We start from the raw sequence: 15,540 nt of genomic DNA, 5'->3' as shown, positions 1-15,540 counted from the left end.
CAATGGACGCGCTCTCGCGATACGAACCGCTCGTCGACGACTTCGACGCCTTCCTCGCCGCCTGCGAGCGCCCGCTGCCCACGACGGTCCGCGTCAACCCCATCAAGGCGACGCCGGACCGGGCGGTCGAGGCGCTGGAGGCCGAGGGCGTCGGCGTCGAGCGACGCGACTGGCACGACGGCGTCCTCGAGGTCGACGCGGACAAACCCGGGAACACGTGGCCGTACGTCCACGGCTGGATCCACGGCCAGGAGGAGGTCTCGGTCGTGCCGCCGGCCGTCCTCGACCCACAGCCCGGCGATGTGGTGTGGGACGCCTGCGCCGCACCCGGGGGGAAGACCGCCCAGCTCGCCGGCGGACTGGACGACCGCGGACTCGTCGTCGCGAACGACGACAACCTCGGCCGCCTGTCGGCGCTCCGCGGGAACTGCGACCGCCTCGGCGTCACCTCGGCGGCCGTCACGAACGAGGACGCCCGGCGCGCCACCCTCGACGCCGTCCCGAACGTCGACGCGTTCGACCGCGCGCTCGTCGACGCGCCCTGCACCTGCGAGGGAACGATTCGCAAGAACCCGGACGCCCTGGAGGGCGCGGGCGCGGCCGCCAGCCGCAACCTCGCGGCGCTGCAGTCGGACATCCTCGCGCGCGCCGTCGAACTCACCCGCGAGGGCGGCACCGTCGTCTACTCGACGTGCACGTTCGCGCCCGAGGAGAACGAGGGCGTCGTCGACGGCGTGCTCGCGGACGGCGGCTGTCGGCTCGTCGAGTTCGACACCGGCCTCGAGTCTGCGCCGGGCGTCACGGCGTGGAACGGCGAGTCCTACGACGACTCGCTCGTGAAGGCGCGGCGCTACTACCCCCACCACAACGACACCGGCGGCTTCTTCGCCGCGAAACTGGAGGTGACCGCATGAGCGGCGACCGCGGTGACGGCGGCGGCGACCCCGACCTCCGCGCGAACGTCAGCGGCCAGTTCGCCCGCCTCCCGGAGACGGACGCCGACCGCGAGGTCGCCGGCCGCCCCTCCAGGGAAGCGGTCGTCGACTGGTGGGTCGACCGGTTCGGCGTCCCCGAGGACACCTTCGACGGCTACACGCTCTGGGAGAAGGGCAAGGGGAAGGTCTGGGCGCTCCCGTACGACCTGCAGGGACCGGTGCCAGTGGAGGCGCTCGGCCTGAAGCTCCTGCGCACGCGACAGGAGCACTGGAAGCCCACCACGGACGCCGTCCAGCGCTTCGGGCGCGAGGCCGAGCGGAACGTGCTCGTGCTGGACGACGAGCGCGCCAAGCGGTTCCTCGCCGGCGAGGACCAACCGGTCGAGTGGGACGGCGACTGGGGCTACCTCGTCGTCGCGCACGAGCTCGCGGGCGGCGTCGAACCCATCGGCGTCGGCCTCTACACGTACGGCGACCTCACGTCGATGGTGCCGAAGGGCCGCCAGCGCGACCTCTGACCGGCCGCGACTGCGCCCGCAGCACTACTCGGCTTTCTCGCGGAGCGTCCCGCCGCTGAGGCCGTCCCACTCGACGCGGTAGCCGAGCCGCGAGAACACCGCGCTCGCGTCGCCGACGCCGTGCTCGGCGACGACCGCCTCGGCCTCGGACCGCGACAGCCCGGCTTCGAGGTCCGCGTCGATGGCGTCCAGCACGGCCGGCCGGACGAGCGTCCGGCCCACGACCTCGTGCTCGGGGAAGCTGACGGCCTCGACGGCGTCCTCGCTGACGCCGCGTCGTTCGGCGAGCGCTTCGAGCGTGACGGCGTCCGCCTCGGGCGCGAGTTCGTCCGGGAGGGCCGCGGCGGACTCGGCGACGAGGTCCGCCTCGAGGTCGCGGAGCGCGTCCACGACGTCCTTCACGCGGACGCTCCCGGCGTACTCAACGACGCGGTGGTCCCGCGCCGCGACGTCCTCGCCGACGCCGAGGTCGCGGTCCACCGCCACGAGCAGCACCTCGTCGGTCGCGTCCAGCTGGGCGAGCTTCTTCTCGACGTACTCGGGCGTCCAGAACCCCACGATCTCGAAGTAGACGCGCTCGCTCCCGTAGTCGTAGTCGAACGCGAAGTCGGGCACCATCAGGCGGTCGCCCGCCGCGAGCACGTCCGGCTCCCGCGACAGCGTCCAGTCGAGGTCCAGCGACTGGAAGCGCGCGGCGAACTCCCGCTCGACGCCGCTGTCGAAGTCGACCTCCGTGACGGGGTCGGCGTCCGGAACCGACACGTCCGCCGGCCCGAGTTCCAGCAGGCGCTCGGTGCCGCGGTCGTCGACCGTGGCCTCGACGCGCCAGTCGTCGGACGCGGCGACCGTCCGCAGCACGCGCGCGAACCGCGTGCCGTACCGGCGCGTGTGCCGGAACAGCGCGTCCGGGCCCGTCAGCACGACCTCGCGGCCGCCGTCATCGAGGGGGACCACCTCGTACAGCAGGCCGAGGCGTTTCACCGCCGACACGAGCCCCCTCGGGTCCGAGGACCGCACGCGCATCTCCGTGGCGTCGAACAGCGCGGTCTGCGCGAGCGAGAGGTTGTACTGCGCGACCAGCGACTCGGGCGTCCACCGCGCGGCGACCGCCTGCAGGACCTCCCGGGACTCGCGGTCCGCGTACAGCGACGCCTCGACGTCGTCGACGCCGACGTCGCCCGGGAAGCGCTCGGCCGCCAGCGAGAGCGCGCGCTCGCGCTCGCCGCCGTGGACGACGCCGACGTCCTCCGCGGCGGCGAACGCGACGCGGCGCGCGGACTCGGGGTCGACGGCCGCCTCCACGGCGAACTCGGCGTCGCGCTCCACGAGGTGCGCCAAGCCCCTGACGAGCTTGAAGTCCTCGGCCTCCCGCTCGAGGTCCGTCAGGGACTCGCGGAGCGCCGACCGCTCCTCGCCGACGTGCCCCTGGAACGTCCCGAGCACGCGCGCCGCCAGCGGCTCGTCGCCCCCGTCCGCGAACTGGGGTTGGTAGCCGCCGCCCGCCCGCGACACCCGCAGGAGGTCCTTCGTCAGCACGACCCGCCGTACGCGGCGCGGTCACAAAAGGATACAGAAGATTCTTGCCGGTCGCCCGGAACCCAGACGTATGGACCGGCGGACGCTGCTCCGACGGACGGCCGCCGCGGGCGGGACGCTCGCGCTCGCGGGCTGCCTGCGACGCGGCGGCGACGAGGACGTCCTCACCGTCGCCGACTCGAACTTCGAGGAGAACGAGGCCGGCAACCTCACGGTGGTCGTCACCGTCAGCAACCCCTCCGAGCGCGCGGCGTCCGGGACGCTGTACGTGAACAGCGAGCTGAACGACGAGTCGTTCGTTCGCGTCCGCGAGGTCGAACTCGACGCGCACTCGACGACCGTGGTCACCGTCGAGTACGACGTCGCCTACGAGAACGTCTCCGGGTTCAGCTACGACACCGACCTCACCGAGGACTGACTGCCGGTCGCGCCACCGCCCGTCCGCGCCCGCCTGCGACGCGCTCCCGGGCAGTATTCGCGTTATCGACGCCTGTCGGCGACGCGCTCCCGGGCAGTATTCGCGTTATCGACGCCTGTCGGCGACGCGCTCCCGGGCAGTATTCGCGTTATCGACGCCTGTCGGCGACGCGCTCCTCGGCGGTGTCCGCGCTCACGAGCTCGTACAGCAGCGCGCGCCCCCCGTCGGCCTTCGGCCGGAGGACGCGCCCGAGTCGCTGCGTGAACTCGCGCTCGCTGCCGCTGCCCGCGAACACCACCGCGACGTTCGCGTCCGGCACGTCGACGCCCTCGTCGAGGACGTTCGCCGTCACCACCCGGGAGTAGTCGCCGCGCCGGAACCGCTCGAGGACCTCGCGGCGCTCGCTCGCCGCCGTCTCGTGGGTGACGGCCGGCAGCAGGAACCGCTCGGAGAGCCGGTAGACGAGGTCCGTCGACGCCGTGAACACGATGACGCGGTCGCGGCGGTGGCGGTCCAGGATCTCCTCGAGGCGGTCGACCTTCGCGTCGCTCTCCCGGACGATGCGGCGCGCGCGCTGCTTCGCGAGCAGCGCCTCTCTCGCCCGGGGGTCCGTCCCGGAGCGCTTCACCAGCTCCTGGTAGTCGCTGCCCGAGCGCAACTGGACGCTCGACTGCCGGAGGTAGTCGGTGAACGTCCCCTGGGCGTCCTCGTATCGATCGCGTTCCTCGGCCGTGAGCGGCACCTCGACGCGCTTCACGTCGTAGTCCGCGAGGTGGTCGCCCGCGAGGTCGTCCGCGGACAGCCGGTACGCGACGCCGCCGACCAGCTCCGCGACGACCTCGTGGGCGTTGTCCGGGCGCTCGAACGTCGCCGTGAGGCCCATGCGGGCGGGCGCGGCGAACATGCGCGCGACGTCGCGGAACCCCTCCCCGCCGAGGTGGTGGACCTCGTCGAAGACGACGAGCCCGAACCGGTCGCCGAGGTCGTCGGCGCGCAGGTACGCCGAGTCGTACGTGGCGACCGTGACCGGGCGGACGACCTGCTCGCCGCCGCCGAGCTGGCCGACCTCGCGGTCGAACTCGCGGCCGAGCTCGCGCTTCCACTGGGTCAGCAGGTCGATGGTCGGGACGACGACGAGCGCGCTCCGCCCGACCGCCTCGATGGCCTTCAGGCCGATGACCGTCTTCCCGGAGCCCGTGGGGAGTTCGAGGACGCCCCACCGCCGCTGCCGCTGCGAGCCCGCGGCCGCCTCGCTCCCGGAGACGCGCCAGCGCTCGCGCTCCGGGCCGGCGGCGCCGCCGTCGACGCGGTCCCCGGCGAGCCACGCGTCGAGGGCGTCCTGCTGGTAGTCCCGGAGGTCGTACGCCGACGACACCGCGAGGTCGTCGGCGCGGAGGACGTCGTCCTCGTAGGGGATCTCGCGGTAGTCGAGGTACGCCGCGAGCGCGGCGTACGCCATCGCGGGCGCGCGGCCCGCGTCCGTCCGGTCGTCGCGCTCGACGTGCGGCAGGCTCGCGACGCCGTCCGTGGGCGGGCCGTCGCCGTCGTGCGTGACGCGGAGCGTGCCGTCCTCGTACGCCAGCCGGACTGTCACGCCACGGGGTACGGACCCGTCGCTAATTAGTCGTCGGTCTGAGCGGCGCTCACCGCCAGCGCCACCGACAGGCCGAGGCCGGCGGGACTGAACTCGAAGTCGGCTTGGCGTTCCGACATTCGGCGAAGCCGACAGCGAGCGGACGCGTATGTCTCATGTCTCGCCGGCGCGCCGTCCCGAAATCCGTAAACGCGAGTACCCGTTTCCCACGCACATGAGCAACGACGCCGAGCAGACGGCGGACGCGGACGAGCGCGCCGACGCCGAATCGACGGCCGGCGAGGCGGAGACGGCCGAGCAGTCGACGACCGCGGACGCCCCCGGGGACGCGGAGCCGCTGGCGGAGCGCGTGCGCGACCACGACGAGGCCCTCGGCGACGAGGTCGCCGCCCTCGAGGAGCGCGTCGCGGAACTGGAGGGGGAACTCGCGGACGCCCGCGAGGAGGTCGCGGACCTCACCGAGCGCCTGCAGGCCAAGCAGGCGGACTTCCAGAACTACAAGCAGCGCGCGAAGCAGCGCCAGGAGGACATCAAGGCGCGCGCCACCGAGGACCTCGTCGAGCGCCTCCTGGACGTCCGGGACAACCTCGACCGCGCGCTCGACGAGGACGCCGGCGACGTGGACAGCCTCCGCGAGGGCGTGAAGCTCACGCGCAAGGAGTTCGACCGCGTGCTCGACGCCGAGGGCGTCTCGGAGATCTCGCCGGAGCCCGGCGCCGAGGTGGACGCCCAGCGCCACGAGGTGATGATGCGCGTGGACAGCGACCAGCCCGAGGGCACGGTCGCGGCGGTCTACCGGTCGGGCTACGAGATGGGCGGGAAGGTGTTGCGCGCCGCCCAGGTCACCGTCAGCGAGGGGAACGGGGACGGCGAGCGCTGAGGACTCGCCGGCGCTGTTCCCAGCGGACCGGCGGACTCGTCGGCGCGGTTACTCGTTCTCGGGTCCGCGCGACCGCCCGACGCGGCGACGGCGACCCGCGACCGGCGCGGCGACTGAACGACGGTTCGTCATAAATCCGCCGACCCGTCCGGGCCCCGATGTGGGAAACCGCAGGACTGCGGCGACCCCCGGATTCGTGCCAGTCGGTCGCACTAGCAAGGCTTAAACGGAAAACGACGCTAACAGTCGGGTAAGATGGCAAGCGAGAAGATTCTGGGCATCGACCTCGGCACCACGAACAGCGCGTTCGCGGTGATGGAGGGCGGCGACCCCGAAATCATCGTCAACAGCGAGGGGGACCGCACCACGCCCTCCGTGGTCGCGTTCGACGACGGCGAGCGCCTCATCGGCAAACCCGCGAAGAACCAGGCCGTCCAGAACCCCGACCAGACCGTCGAGTCCATCAAGCGCCACATGGGCGAGGACTACACGGTCGAACTCGACGGGGAGGAGTACACGCCCGAGCAGGTCTCGGCGATGATCCTCCAGAAGATCAAGCGGGACGCCGAGGAGTACCTCGGCCAGGACGTCGAGAAGGCCGTCATCACGGTCCCGGCGTACTTCAACGACAAGCAGCGGCAGGCGACCAAGGACGCCGGCGAGATCGCGGGCTTCGAGGTCGAGCGCATCGTCAACGAGCCGACGGCCGCGTCGATGGCGTACGGCCTCGACGAGGACCGCGACCAGACGGTGCTCGTCTACGACCTCGGCGGCGGCACGTTCGACGTCTCCATCCTCGACCTCGGCGCCGGCGTCTACGAGGTCGTCGCGACGAACGGCGACAACGACCTCGGCGGCGACGACTGGGACGAGGCAATCATCGACTACCTCGCGGACAACTTCGAGGACGAGCACGGCATCGACCTCCGCGACGACCGGCAGGCGCTCCAGCGCCTCACCGAGGCCGCCGAGGAGGCGAAGATCGAGCTGTCCAGTCGGAAGGAGACGACGGTCAACCTCCCGTTCGTCACGGCGACCGACTCCGGGCCCGTCCACCTCGAACAGGACATCACGCGCGCGACGTTCGAGAACCTCACCGAGGACCTCATCGAGCGCACGGTCGGACCGACCGAGCAGGCCCTCGAGGACGCCGGCCTCGGCGAGGACGACATCGACGAGGTCATCCTCGTCGGCGGCTCCACGCGCATGCCCCAGGTCCAGGAGAAAGTCGAGGAGCTCGTCGGCCAGGAGCCGAAGAAGAACGTCAACCCGGACGAGGCCGTCGCGCTCGGCGCCGCCGTCCAGGGCGGCGTGCTCAGCGGCGAGGTCGACGACATCGTGCTCGTGGACGTCACGCCCCTGAGCCTCGGCATCGAGGTGAAGGGCGGGCTCTTCGAGCGCCTCATCGAGAAGAACACCGCCATCCCGACCACGGCGTCGAAGGTGTTCACGACCGCCGCGGACAACCAGACGAGCGTCCAGATCCGCGTCTTCCAGGGCGAGCGCGAGATCGCCGAGGAGAACGAGCTGCTCGGCGACTTCCACCTCACCGGCATCCCGCCGGCGCCCGCCGGGACGCCCGAGATCGAGGTGACCTTCGAGATCGACGCCGACGGCATCGTGAACGTCGAGGCCGAGGACAAGGGCTCCGGGAACGCCGAGTCCATCACCATCGAGGGCGGCGTCGGCCTCAGCGACGAGGAGATCGAGCAGATGCAGGAGGAGGCCGAACAGCACGCCGAGGAGGACGAGCAGCGCCGCGAGCGCATCGAGGCGCGCAACGACGCCGAGACCGCCATCCAGCGCGCCGAGAACCTCCTCGAGGAGAACGAGGAGCTCGTCGACGACGACCTCGAAGCCGACGTGAACGAGGAGATCGAGCACGTCCAGGAGCTGCTCGACGAGGACGACGTCGACCCGGAGGAACTCGAGGGAGCGACCGAGTCCCTGAGCAAGACCCTCCAGGAGATCGGCAAGCAGGCCTACCAGCAGCAGGCGCAGGCCGGCGCGGCGGGCGCCGGCGGCGCAGGCGCTGGCGGCATGGGCGGCATGGGCGGCGCCGGCGCGGGCGCCGCCGGTGCGGACGTCGACGACGAGGAGTTCGTCGACGCCGACTTCGAAGACGTGGACGACAGCGACGAGGACGAGTAACGCGACTCGCCGCCTTCCCCAGCGCGGGCGACGAACGGCCGGCCCCGCTCTGTTCGCGGTGACGGGGTAGCCCCGGAATCGCGGCGCGGCGGCGCCGCGAGACGATGGCAGAAGGCTTATGCGCGGCGTCGCCCGCCAATGCGACATGGCAGACGCAGCCGTCGTCGTCCGCTGGCTGGTCTTCTACGGCGGCCTCCTGGTCGCCGGACTGCCGGTCGCCCGGCTGCTGTTCCCGGCCGCGCCGGACGACGGCGCGGGGTTCGCGCTCCCGGTCGCGACCGTGGTGGTGACGATGGTCGCGTTCTACGTCGGACAGCTCTCGTTCGGGCCGTGGACCGCGCTCGCGAGCGTCGCCGCGCTCGCCGCGATGGGCGGCGCCGCCCACCTCGCTGCGCGCGAGCGCGGCCTCGCCGACTACGAGTGGCGCCGCGTCGCGGGCGTCTTCGGCGTGTTCGCGGCCGGGTTCCTGTTCGTGCTGTCGTTCCGCGCGATGAACCCCGTGATGAGCGGCTGGGGCGGCGAGAAGTTCCTGCACACGGGCCTGCTGAACGCCGTCCTCCGCGCGGGCGCGCTGCCGCCCGAGGACATGTGGTACGCGGGGGAACCGGTGCGGTACTACTACGGCCTCCCGGTGTTCAACGCGGTCGGCGCGCTGCTGACGGACACGTCCGTCGAGTACGTGCACAACGTCGCGCTCGCCGGCTACTTCGGGACGCTCGTCGTCGCCTCGTACTCGCTGGCCGGCTGGCTCACGGCCGACCGCGGGTACTCGCGGCGGCTCGGCGGCGCCCTCGGCGTGTTCTTCGTCGCGCTCGCCGGGAACACGGTGACGCTCGTGCGGTTCGCTCTCGGCGCGCTCCCGCGGGACCTCGCGGTCGAGTACGGGCGCGCGGCGTTCAACGTGAACCGCGCGGACTATCCGCAGGTGCTGTTCGAGCAGTCGACGCTCCGGACGTGGGGGTGGTGGGACACGCGGTACGTCGTCGAGGGCACGCTCCAGGAGTTCCCGCTGTACTCGTTCGTGAAAGCCGACATGCACGGCCACACGGTCACCACGGGCTTCCTCGTGCTCTCGGCGGCGCTCGCGTACTCGTACGTGCAGACGCCCGCCGGCGAGCGGACGCGCCGCCTCGGCCTGCTGTTCGGGGGGCTGGCGGCGGTCGCCGGCTACTTCGGCGTGACGAACACGTGGTCGATGCCCAGCGCCGTCGGCATGGCGTGGCTCGGCTGCGTGTACGCGGACGCCCACCCGGCGACGCTGCTGCCCGACTCGCTCGGCGAGCGCGTCCGCGGCGTCGCCCCCTCGCCCGACCGCTCACCGGTGGCCCGGGCGCTCGCGGAGGCCTGGCGGACCGTCCTCGCGGCAGTCGCCGCGGTCGGCGTCGGCGCCGTCGGCTACCTCCTGGCGTCGCCGTTCCTGCTCGCGAGCGTCCCGCCGAACGAGGGCGTCGGGCTGTTCCCGCCGCGCACCACGGCTGTCGGCGTGCTGCTCGTCTACGGCAGCCTGCTCGCGCTGTTCGTCACCTACCTGTTCACGCGGCACACCGCCCTCGAGGACGCTGACCGCCGCGGCGTCGCGCTCGCCGTGCTGGGGCTCGCCGCGGCGCTCGCCGTCGCCGTCCTGCTCGGCGACCTCGGCGGCATCGCGGTGCTGTCGCCCGTGGTCGCCGCCGCCTGGGTCGCGATGCGGACGCGCGAGAACGCCGGCTTCGAGACGACGCTCGTCGTCGCCGGCGTCGGCCTCGTCCTCTCGATGGAGCTCGTGCACGCCAGAGTCCACCCCTTCGAGCTCGACCGCTGGAACACCACGCTGAAAGTCGCCATCCAGGCGTGGGTGTTCTGCGGGCTCGCCGCCGGCCCCATCGCCGCCGTCCTCGCCGCGGACCTCCGGGACGCCGTCGGCTCGCTCTCGCTGTCCTCGCTCCGCAGGACTCCGGGTCCGGTCGCCGCGACGACGCTCGCGGCCGTCGCGTTCGCGGTCGTGCTCGCCGCGTCCTCGATGTTCGCGCCGCTCGTCGTCGCGACGGACGTCGTCGAACCCTACCAGGACGGCGCGGACCCCACGCTGGACGGCTACGAGGGCCACCGCGAGGCCCACCCCGAACAGACCGCCGCGATCCGGTGGTTCGAGGACGAAGTGAGCGGCAGCCAGTCCGTCCTCTGGATGGAGCGCCAGACCGGCAACCCGACGTTCCTCGAGAAGCCCGGGCTGAGCCGCGGCTGGCAGAACCCCGTCTCGACGCTGTCGGGGCTCCCCACGGTCGCCGGCTGGTTCCACGAGACCGGCTACCGCGGCGACGACCCCTACTACCAGCGCGTCAGCGACGCCGAAATCGTCTACCAGACCGAGGACGACCGCTCGCGGGCGGCCCTCCTCCGGAAGCACGACGTCCAGTACGTCTGGGTCGGCCCGCTCGAGCGCGAGGAGTACGAGGTCGCGGCGCTCGACGACGACCCCGGCGTCGACGAGGTCTACCGGAACGACGCGGTCACGATCTACGCCGTCGACCACGGGGAACTCGTCGACCGCGACGGCGAGTAGGCCACCGGTCGTCCCGAACGGCGGGAGTTCCCCCGCGTCGACGCCGGAACGGACGCAAGCGGTCGTTTCAAGTGGCTCAACGGAGTTACGTACGCACAACGAATGAGCGAGGACTTCTACGACGTACTCGGCGTCTCCCGGGACGCCTCCGAGGACGAGATCAAGCGGGCGTACCGCGAGAAGGTCTCGGAGTACCACCCGGACGTCAGCGACGAGGACGACGCCGAACAGAAGTTCAAGAAGATACAGAAGGCCAAGGACGTCCTCACCGACGAGGAGCAGCGCCAGCGCTACGACCAGCTCGGCCACGAGCGGTACACGGAGGCCGAGAAGCGCGGCGCCGAGGGCGCTGGCGGCGGCGCCGGCGGGATGGGCGGCAACCCCTTCGGGGGCGGCGGCGCCGGCAGCATGGGCGACATCTTCGAGGAGTTCTTCGGCGGCGGCCGCGGCCGCCAGGGCCCCCAGCAGGGCCGCGACCTCCGCACCCGCCTCTCCGTCTCGCTGCAGGAAGCCCACGACGGCGTCCAGAAACAGGTGGCCGTCCGCCGCCCCGAGCGCTGTCCGGACTGCGACGGCGCCGGCTACCCCGAGGACGCCGACGTCCGCACGTGCCCGCAGTGCGACGGCCAGGGGCAGGTGACCCAGGTCCGCCAGACCCCACTGGGCCGCGTCCAGCAGACCCAGGAGTGCTCGCGGTGCGGCGGCGACGGCGAACTCCACTCCGAGACGTGCTCGACGTGCAGCGGCCAGGGCCAGGTCCGGGAACGCGCCACGCTCACCGTCGACGTCCCCGCCGGCATCCAGTCCGGCCAGACGCTCCGCATGGACGGCGAGGGCGCGCCCGGCGACCGCGGCGCCCGGAACGGCGACCTCCTCGTCGAGGTCGAGGTCGAGGACCACCCGGACTTCGAACGCGACGGCGCCGACCTCCACCACCGCCACGCCATCTCCTTCCCGCAGGCCGTCTTCGGCGACGAGGTCGAAGTCCCCACGCTCGACGGCGGCGCCACCTTCGACCTCGACGCCGGAACCCAGAGCGGCGAGACCTTCCGCCTCAAGGGCAAGGGCATGCCGCGCCTCCGACGGAGCGGCCGCGGCGACCTCTACGTCACCGTCCAGGTCGTCACGCCCGAGTCGCTCAACGACGAACAGCGCGAAGCCCTCGAACAGTTCGCCGACGCCGGCGGCGAGGACATCGACGTCGACCAGGGCTTCTTCGAGAAACTGAAGAACTCCTTCTAAGCGGCCTTTTACGCTGCGCTCGCGGCGCTCCGCGCCGCTCGCTCGGTAAACGCTCGGCCAGAAGCGCGTCGTCCTCCCTGCGGTCGTCCTCGCGCCCGCGCTCACTGCGTTCGCGCGCTGAACCGCGGCCTTCGGGTTCTGTCGAACCGCTCAGGCCGCGGATGCTGGCTGTCGGTGTCTCGGTTTGCAGACGCGCCTTCGCCTGCGTAGATTCAAGTAGGAAGCCGGGACCAACGCGGCGCGTGACCTAGCAGTCGCCCGGTGCGCTCGGACGCGGAACGGCGGCAGCGCGCACCGGGAGCGGTCCGCCGCCTGCACGCCACCCGTCGTCGACCCACGGCGGCAGCGAGCGCGCTACTCGTACTCGTAGAAGCCCTCGCCGGTCTTCTTCCCGAGGTCGCCGGCGTCGACCTTCCGCCGGAGGAGGTACGCGGGCTTGTACCGGTCGCCGAGTTCCTCGTGGAGCGTCTCGCTGGCGTCCAGGCAGACGTCGAGGCCGATGTGGTCGGCGAGCTCCAGGGGGCCCATGGGGACGTTCGTGCCGAGTTTCATCCCCTTGTCGACGTCCGCCTTCGACGCGACGCCCTCGTCGTACGCGCGGACGCCCTCGTTGATCCACGGCATCAGGATGCGGTTCGTCACGAACCCCGGCTTGTCGTCGGACTCCCAGGTCTCCTTCCCGAGGTCCGCGGCGAAGTCGTGGGCGAGCCCCACGGCGTCCTCGCTGGTCTTCTCGCCGACGACGACCTCCACGCCCTTCATCACGGGGACGGGGTTCATGAAGTGGAGGCCGACCACGCGGTCCTCGCGGTCGGTCGCCGCCGCGATGGTCGTGATCGAGAGCGTCGACGTGTTCGTCGCCAGCGCGACGTCGTCCGGCACCGCGTCGTCGAGGTCCGCGAAGACGTCCCGCTTGACGGCCATGTCCTCGACGGCCGCCTCCACGACGAAGTCGGCGGCCGCGAGGTCCGCGAGTTCGGTGGTGCCGGTGATCCGGTCGACGACTGCGTCGGGGTCGTCCGCGAGTTCGTCCCTGCTCGCGAGGCGGTCCAGGGAGTCCTCGATGCGGTCGAAGCCGTCCTCGACGAACTCCGTTTCGACGTCGCGCATCACGACGTCGTAGCCCGCCGTCGCGGCGACCTGCGCGATGCCGGCGCCCATGGTGCCGGCGCCGACGACGCCGACGGTCTGGATGTCTCCGAGGTCTCGCATGTCCGGGGCTGCGACGGGCGAGTACCTAAGGGTGCCGGAACGTGGAAACACTGAAGCACCCGGAGGGACTTCACTCCAGCAACCGTGCCACCCGAGGACACGCGGGATGCGTTGCTGTCGCTGCGGTTCGTCGGTCCGGCGACGGCCGACGTTCTGGCGGCCGCCGGCGTCGACGCCGACGACGTCGCGGCGAAGGCCGTCTCCCACGCCCAGCTCGTGGAGTACGGCGTCAACCCCGGGGTGGCGGCGCGCATCCGCCGCGAGCACTCGCTGCAGTGGTCCTTCGAGGGCGGCGAGGACCTCGACCGGCGCGCCGAGCAGGTACGCGGCCTGCAGGACGACGAGCGCGCGTGGGTGGCCGCGAGCTACGGCGAGGACGACGCGACGGCCGACGGGAGCGGGGACGCGACCGCCGAGGAGGCCGCGTGGCGCGACCAGCCGAGCGCGGCGCCCGGGGCTGACTCCGCGGACGGTGGGGGCGACGAGGACGCCGAGTCCGCGTGGCGCGACCGGTCGTGGCCGAACGGCGACGACGCGGACGCGGACCCGGAGCGCGGCGAGCGCGAGTGGCGCGAGCGGTCCACGCCGACGCCGGTGACCGAACTCGACGCGGTCGACGAGGCGGACGCGGCGCTCCTGGCGCGCGCCGGCGTGACGTCCGTTCGGAGCCTCGCGACGGCGCACGTCGAGCACGTCGCGGACTCGCTGGGGGTCCCCGAGGACGCGGTCGCGGCGTGGAAGCGGGCCGCCCGCGAGCGCGGCGAGTAGTTACTCGGACTGTACTCAAATTCCCGTATTCGGCGGCCTCGGCGCCGCTCGTGGACAGTTAGACACTTATGTGTCGTCGCCGCACGTTCTCGTGATGCGACCCTTCCAGGACTCACCGATCGCGCGCGACGGGAAGGTACTGATTCTCGCCTACGACCACGGCCTCGAGCACGGCCCGGTCGACTTCGACCCGGTGCCGGAGACGATGGACCCCGAGGTCGTGTGGGACATCGCGACTCACGACGCGGTCTCCGCGATGGCGGTCCAGAAGGGAATCGCGGAGGCGTACTACCCGTCCTACGAGGACGACGTGAACCTCCTCGCGAAGCTGAACGGCACGTCGAACCTCTGGATGGGCGAGCCGGACTCGGCCGTGAACTGGTCGGTCGACTACGCCGCGGAGGTCGGCGCGGACGCCGTCGGATTCACGCTGTACGGCGGGTCGAACAACGAGATCGAGATGGCCGAGGAGTTCCGGGACGCCCAGGAGGCCGCCCGCGACCACGACCTGCCCGTGGTGCTGTGGTCGTACCCGCGCGGCCAGGGACTGAAGAACGACCGGAAGCCGTCGACCATCGCGTACGCGGCCCGGCAGGCGCTGGAGCTCGGCGCCGACGTCGCGAAGGTGAAGTACCCGGGCAGCACCGAGGACATGGAGTTCGCGGTGGACATGGCCGGCCGGACGCGGGTCGTGATGTCGGGCGGGTCGAAGACGAGCGACCGCGAGTTCCTCACGCAGGTGAAAGGCGCCGTCGACGCGGGCGCAGTGGGGCTGGCGGTCGGCCGGAACGTCTGGCAGCGCGAGAACGCGGCGGCGTTCCTGGACGGCCTGGAGGCAGTGATCTACGAGGAGGCGAGCGTCGAGGAGGCCCTCGACCGGATCTGATGGTGGTCGAACGCGTCTTCGACGTCGTCGCGGACGTCGCGCCGGTCATCCGGAGCGGGCTCCCCGAGCGCCGGGCGAAGGCGGCCTCGGAGAACGCCACCGGGGACACCCAGCTGGAGGCCGACGTGTGGGCCGACGACCTGCTCCGCGAGCGCCTGGCGGCCGTCGACGGCGTGAACTGGTACGCGAGCGAGGAGCGCGACGCTGTGGAGACGGTGGGGGACGCCGCCGACGGGTACGCCGTGGCGGTCGACCCCCTGGACGGGTCGTCGAACGTGCAGTCGAACAACCCCTGTGGGACGGTGGTGGGCGTCTACGACGAACCGCTGCCGGCGTCCGGTCGAGAGCTGGTGGCCGCTGGCTTCGTGCTGTACGGCCCGACGACGACGATGACGGTGGCTCGCGACGGGGGCGTGACGGAGTACCTGCTGACCGAGGAGGGCCGCACGGACCTCCGCGACGTCGTCCTGCCCGAGGACCCCCTCGTGTACGGGTTCGGCGGCCGGGTACCGGACTGGACGCCGGCGTTCGAGTCGTTCGTCCGCGACGTCGAGGACGACCTGAAGCTCCGGTACGGCGGCGCGATGATCGCGGACGTGAACCAGGTGTTGACGTACGGCGGCGTGTTCGGCTACCCGGGCCTGCAGTCGCGTCCGGCGGGGAAGCTGCGCGCGCACTTCGAGTCGATGCCCATCGCGTACGTCGTGGAGGCGGCGGGCGGCGCGTCCAGCGACGGCACCCAGTCGCTGCTGGACCTGTCCCCGTCGTCGCTGCACGAGCGCACGCCGACGTTCGTCGGGAACGACGCGGTGATCGGAGACCTGGAGGCCGCGCTACCGGACTGATTTTGGGGGTTCG

At 72.0% G+C, this 15,540-nt stretch carries 13 protein-coding genes; 10 read left to right on the top strand and 3 right to left on the bottom strand.

The genetic code is table 11. The features are described from left to right. Positions 1-2: 2 nt before the first annotated feature. Entirely contained in the window at positions 3-914 is a 912-nt protein-coding gene (locus tag U5911_RS10855; RefSeq protein ID WP_336037060.1) for an RsmB/NOP family class I SAM-dependent RNA methyltransferase, read from the top strand. Then, on the top strand, positions 911-1,453 hold the full coding sequence (locus U5911_RS10850) for a DUF7122 family protein (RefSeq protein ID WP_336037059.1): 543 nt from the start codon (positions 911-913) through the stop codon (positions 1,451-1,453). Before U5911_RS10855 ends, U5911_RS10850 begins: the two co-directional genes overlap by 4 nt. Positions 1,454-1,477: 24 nt before the next feature. On the opposite strand, the gene U5911_RS10845 is transcribed toward U5911_RS10850, so the two are convergent. Continuing rightward, entirely contained in the window at positions 1,478-2,989 is a 1,512-nt protein-coding gene (locus U5911_RS10845; protein WP_336037058.1) for a DUF790 family protein, read from the bottom strand. A gap of 70 nt (positions 2,990-3,059) precedes the next feature. Between U5911_RS10845 and U5911_RS10840 the strand changes: the two genes are divergently transcribed. Then, positions 3,060-3,407 carry a hypothetical protein gene (locus U5911_RS10840; protein ID WP_336037057.1) on the top strand — a complete coding sequence of 116 codons (348 nt, stop codon included), beginning with the start codon at positions 3,060-3,062 and terminating at the stop codon, positions 3,405-3,407. Between the two features lie 148 nt (positions 3,408-3,555). Here the strand turns inward: U5911_RS10840 and U5911_RS10835 are convergent, their stop codons facing one another. Then, positions 3,556-5,001: a DEAD/DEAH box helicase gene (locus U5911_RS10835; protein WP_336037056.1), complete on the bottom strand. Its 1,446-nt coding sequence runs from the start codon at positions 4,999-5,001 to the stop codon at positions 3,556-3,558. Positions 5,002-5,215: 214 nt separating this feature from the next. Here U5911_RS10835 and U5911_RS10830 point away from each other — a divergent pair, with 214 nt between their 5' ends. The 4 genes from U5911_RS10830 to dnaJ all read left to right on the top strand — a co-directional run bounded on the left by U5911_RS10830 (position 5,216) and on the right by dnaJ (position 11,816). After that, positions 5,216-5,881 carry a nucleotide exchange factor GrpE gene (locus U5911_RS10830; RefSeq protein ID WP_336037055.1) on the top strand — a complete coding sequence of 222 codons (666 nt, stop codon included), beginning with the start codon at positions 5,216-5,218 and terminating at the stop codon, positions 5,879-5,881. Positions 5,882-6,136: 255 nt separating this feature from the next. After that, a complete protein-coding gene (gene dnaK, locus U5911_RS10825) occupies positions 6,137-8,032 on the top strand; it encodes a molecular chaperone DnaK (protein WP_336037054.1) in 1,896 nt (631 codons plus the stop codon). Positions 8,033-8,177: 145 nt separating this feature from the next. Beyond that, complete coding sequence (locus U5911_RS10820; RefSeq protein WP_336037053.1) at positions 8,178-10,574, top strand: DUF2298 domain-containing protein; 2,397 nt, start codon at positions 8,178-8,180, stop codon at positions 10,572-10,574. A 102-nt stretch (positions 10,575-10,676) separates the two neighbouring features. Then, the gene (gene dnaJ, locus U5911_RS10815; protein ID WP_336037052.1) at positions 10,677-11,816 is read left to right on the top strand and encodes a molecular chaperone DnaJ; all 1,140 of its coding nucleotides are present in this window, start codon (positions 10,677-10,679) and stop codon (positions 11,814-11,816) included. A gap of 354 nt (positions 11,817-12,170) precedes the next feature. Here dnaJ and U5911_RS10810 read toward each other — a convergent pair whose 3' ends face one another. Further along, a complete protein-coding gene (locus tag U5911_RS10810) occupies positions 12,171-13,028 on the bottom strand; it encodes a 3-hydroxyacyl-CoA dehydrogenase family protein (protein ID WP_336037051.1) in 858 nt (285 codons plus the stop codon). Between the two features lie 84 nt (positions 13,029-13,112). Here U5911_RS10810 and U5911_RS10805 point away from each other — a divergent pair, with 84 nt between their 5' ends. The 3 genes from U5911_RS10805 (at position 13,113) to U5911_RS10795 (ending at position 15,527) form a co-directional block, all read left to right on the top strand. Next, a complete protein-coding gene (locus U5911_RS10805) occupies positions 13,113-13,796 on the top strand; it encodes a DUF7409 domain-containing protein (RefSeq protein WP_336037050.1) in 684 nt (227 codons plus the stop codon). A 94-nt stretch (positions 13,797-13,890) separates the two neighbouring features. Then, the gene (locus U5911_RS10800; RefSeq protein ID WP_336037049.1) at positions 13,891-14,682 is read left to right on the top strand and encodes a class I fructose-bisphosphate aldolase; all 792 of its coding nucleotides are present in this window, start codon (positions 13,891-13,893) and stop codon (positions 14,680-14,682) included. Further along, positions 14,682-15,527 carry a class 1 fructose-bisphosphatase gene (locus U5911_RS10795; RefSeq protein ID WP_336037048.1) on the top strand — a complete coding sequence of 282 codons (846 nt, stop codon included), beginning with the start codon at positions 14,682-14,684 and terminating at the stop codon, positions 15,525-15,527. The genes U5911_RS10800 and U5911_RS10795 overlap by 1 nt, the downstream gene beginning before the upstream one ends. The last annotated feature ends 13 nt before the right edge of the window (positions 15,528-15,540 follow it).

This window comes from Halobacterium yunchengense, from assembly GCF_037031165.1.
Taxonomy (GTDB): Archaea; Halobacteriota; Halobacteria; order Halobacteriales; family Halobacteriaceae; genus Halobacterium; species Halobacterium yunchengense.
This window is presented reverse-complemented; position numbering and strand designations above follow the sequence as displayed.

Bases quoted from the DNA above. Each gene is read 5' to 3' on its own strand.
- U5911_RS10855 (WP_336037060.1), top strand. From the start codon at position 3: ATGGACGCGCTCTCGCGATACGAACCGCTCGTCGACGACTTCGACGCC.
- U5911_RS10850 (WP_336037059.1), top strand. From the start codon at position 911: ATGAGCGGCGACCGCGGTGACGGCGGCGGCGACCCCGACCTCCGCGCG.
- U5911_RS10840 (WP_336037057.1), top strand. From the start codon at position 3,060: ATGGACCGGCGGACGCTGCTCCGACGGACGGCCGCCGCGGGCGGGACG.
- U5911_RS10830 (WP_336037055.1), top strand. From the start codon at position 5,216: ATGAGCAACGACGCCGAGCAGACGGCGGACGCGGACGAGCGCGCCGAC.
- dnaK (WP_336037054.1), top strand. From the start codon at position 6,137: ATGGCAAGCGAGAAGATTCTGGGCATCGACCTCGGCACCACGAACAGC.
- U5911_RS10820 (WP_336037053.1), top strand. From the start codon at position 8,178: ATGGCAGACGCAGCCGTCGTCGTCCGCTGGCTGGTCTTCTACGGCGGC.
- dnaJ (WP_336037052.1), top strand. From the start codon at position 10,677: ATGAGCGAGGACTTCTACGACGTACTCGGCGTCTCCCGGGACGCCTCC.
- U5911_RS10810 (WP_336037051.1), bottom strand. From the start codon at position 13,028: ATGCGAGACCTCGGAGACATCCAGACCGTCGGCGTCGTCGGCGCCGGC.
- U5911_RS10800 (WP_336037049.1), top strand. From the start codon at position 13,891: ATGCGACCCTTCCAGGACTCACCGATCGCGCGCGACGGGAAGGTACTG.
- U5911_RS10795 (WP_336037048.1), top strand. From the start codon at position 14,682: ATGGTGGTCGAACGCGTCTTCGACGTCGTCGCGGACGTCGCGCCGGTC.